Source organism: Dietzia cercidiphylli (assembly GCF_014145145.1).
Taxonomy (GTDB): domain Bacteria; phylum Actinomycetota; class Actinomycetes; order Mycobacteriales; family Mycobacteriaceae; genus Dietzia; species Dietzia natronolimnaea.
On record NZ_JAALEA010000303.1, the window covers coordinates 1 to 2,792 of the forward strand.

Annotated in this window: 3 protein-coding genes; 1 reads left to right on the forward strand and 2 read right to left on the reverse strand. The window is 70.9% G+C overall.

All coding sequences use genetic code 11. The features are described 5' to 3' along the window. On the reverse strand, positions 1-1,262 hold a 1,262-nt coding region (locus G6028_RS11210), incomplete at its 3' end, for an acyl-CoA dehydrogenase family protein (RefSeq protein ID WP_182658888.1). 29 nt (positions 1,263-1,291) lie between these two features. Beyond that, a complete protein-coding gene (locus tag G6028_RS11215; protein ID WP_182658889.1) occupies positions 1,292-2,116 on the reverse strand; it encodes an acyl-CoA thioesterase domain-containing protein in 825 nt (274 codons plus the stop codon). Positions 2,117-2,266: 150 nt separating this feature from the next. On the opposite strand from G6028_RS11215, the gene G6028_RS11220 reads away from it, so the two are divergent. Then, positions 2,267-2,792 (forward strand): hypothetical protein (locus G6028_RS11220; protein WP_194306972.1); only part of this gene is annotated, 526 nt, incomplete at its 3' end.

A 2,792-nucleotide genomic window follows, 5' to 3' on the forward strand; every position in this document is an offset into this window, starting at 1 on the left:
GCCAGCACCGGCTGCTCGCGGTAGCGGCGGGCCAGCGGGAACGCCTCGGTGTAGCCGTTGCCGCCCAGGCATTCCAGCGACTCGTAGGCGTGGTTGGGTCCGCGCTTGCACGTCCAGTACTTGGCGACCGCGGTGGCCAGCCTCCGGTACGCGGCGGACTCGTCGTCGTCATAGGCCGCTGCCAGGCGGGTCGCCGTCCAGGTGGCGGCCTCCGCCTCGAGTTGGAGGTCCGCCAGAACGGCGGCCATGGCCGGCTGGTCCACCAGGGTCGCCCCGAACGCCGCCCGGTGTCGTGCGTGCCACGCGGCCTCGGCCACGCCCTGGCGCATTCCGGCCGTGGCGCCCAGGACGCAGTCCAGGCGGGTGCGCCCGACCATCTCGATGATCGTGCGCACCCCACGGCCGGGATCGCCGACCATCCAGCCCAGGGTGCCGTCGAACTCCACCTCGGACGAGGCGTTGGACTTGTTGCCCAGCTTGTCCTTGAGGCGTTGGACCAGGAAGGGGTTGCGCTCGCCGCCCGGGAGGACGCGGGGGACGAGGAAGCAGCTCAGTCCCTCCGGTGCCTGCGCCAGCACCAGGAAGGCGTCCGACTGTGGGGCCGAGCAGAACCACTTGTGGCCGCGCAGCACGTGCAGGCCGTCCCCGACCGGGGTGGCCGTGGTGGTGTTGGCCCGGACGTCCGACCCGCCCTGCTTCTCGGTCATGGCCATCCCGAACAACACCCCCGACTTGGTGGCGGGGTCGCGCAGCTCGGGGTCGTAGACCCTGGACATCAGCGCCGGCTCCCATTCCGCGGCCAGCTCCGGGCTCAACCGCAGGGACGGCACCACGGCGTGCGTCATGGACAGCGGGCACCCGTGCCCGGCCTCGATCTGCGACACCAGCATGAAGCCGGTGGCCCGCTCCACGGTGGCGCCGGGCCCCGGGTCCGCCCAGGCGGAGGTGTGCACCCCGCGGGACACCGAGTACTCCATGATCCGGTGATAGGAGGGGTGGAACTCGATCTCGTCCACCCGGTTGCCCCACCGGTCGTGGGCGCGGTGCACCGGCGGCAGGGTGTTGGCCAGCTCCGCGTCGTGCTGGTACTGCCCGGTGCCCACGTGTCGGCCGATCTCGTGGAATCGGTCGGTGACCGCGCCGGGCGCGAAGACTCCCACGGCCTCCCGGAGTGCGGGATTGAGCGCGTACTCGTCCACGTCCACGCGCGGCGGCGCCTGGTTGAGGACCTCGTGGGTGGTGTGGTTCCGAGTGGTCGACATGTGCTGGGTCCTCCTCCGGCCCGCGGTACTCAGGACTTGAAGTACATGAGTTGGTGGCTGGTGGCGAGCAGGGTGCCGTCGCGGCCCCACAGTCTCGCCGATTCATCGTGGTAGTTGCCGTGGAACCGGTGGGCGTGGACGCTGCCCAGGATGAAGTCCGTGCCCTGGGCCGCGATCTCGTCCGTGGTGGCCAGGTAGTGGATCGTCAGCGTGACCGTTCCCGCGGGGATCGGCCGGCCGAGCCGGAGGAACGACCTGGGGAAGAACGAATCACACATCGCGGTGAGCGCGACGTGGTCGAGGGGGCGGGGCGGGGTGTCGCGGATCCACATCGTCGTCGTCGAATCCGGGCTCGTCTGTCCGTCCTCGACCGACTGCCACGCCCCCGTCACGAACCGCATGTCGTAGTTGTCCACCCACTTGACCCCACGGTCCGCCGCGGCCGGGGTCAGGTCCTCGGGTGCGGGGACCCCGGGCGGGCCGACCTCGGTCTCCGACCACGTCTCGCGGCGAAGCGCGGTGATCGCCGTGGCGGTGGTGACCACCTGATCGCCCTGGCGCATCTCGAGCCACCAGTGCTGGTTGGAGCGGTTGGTGCGGGTCGGAAGCACCTCGATCTCGAACTCGCCCTCGGCCACCGGGCCCGCGTAGTTCAACGTCAGAGCCAGCGGGTCACCGTGTCGCTCCGGGTGCTGCAGGATCGCCTGCAGCATCGTCGCCGCGGTCGTCCCGCCGAACGGCCCGACCATGTTGGCCCACGCGTCGACCGTGCGGCCCCGGACCAGGTTATCGCCGCCGCGTTCGAGAGCGACGGCCTGATCCAGAGTGTGTCCAGGGGCGTATCGACCGGTCACGGCACTCTCCTCATCGGGCGGCGTGAGGGGTGCGCCGCCGGGTGGTCCCACCGTACCGAGGGGTCGGGGGGCGCCCGGTCACCACTCACGGTGGTTCTCCGGTGTGACCCGTGTCACCATGGGGTGTACTCGATCGGAGAGGCGATCTCGATGCCCGGAACCGTCAGCACACCGAACGTCAGAAAACCGAACGTCAGAACACCGAACATCAGGGCCCTGACCGCCACGGCCCTGACCGCCGGCCTGCTCGCGTCCTGGGCGCCCGCTGCATCCGCGGTCAACACCGACTCCCTCATGCCTCCGCCCGCCGGGTGTTCGGTGGACGTGCAGCGGATCGCCGCGCAGACCCCCGGGCCGTTCCCCGGGGTCGGGTGGACGGTCGGGCAGAGCGGGAACCTGTGCGGTGAACTCGGCTACCTGTTCCTGGAGACCGCGGGCGGGACGGTCTCGTCGCCCACCCGTGTCGTGCTGTTCCACCGGGGCGAGCAGGTCGCGACGCAGCCCGGCACCACGCCGCGTGTCCTGCTCGGGCAGCACAGCGACTTCCACGTGGAGCTGCGCGTGCAACAGGAGCCGGTGGCGGGCCAACCTAATGCGGAGGCCGTCTACGCCTCCACCATCTACGTGTGGAACCCGTTCGCCGGCGCGGGGGACGCGACCCCGATCGGTCCGCTAC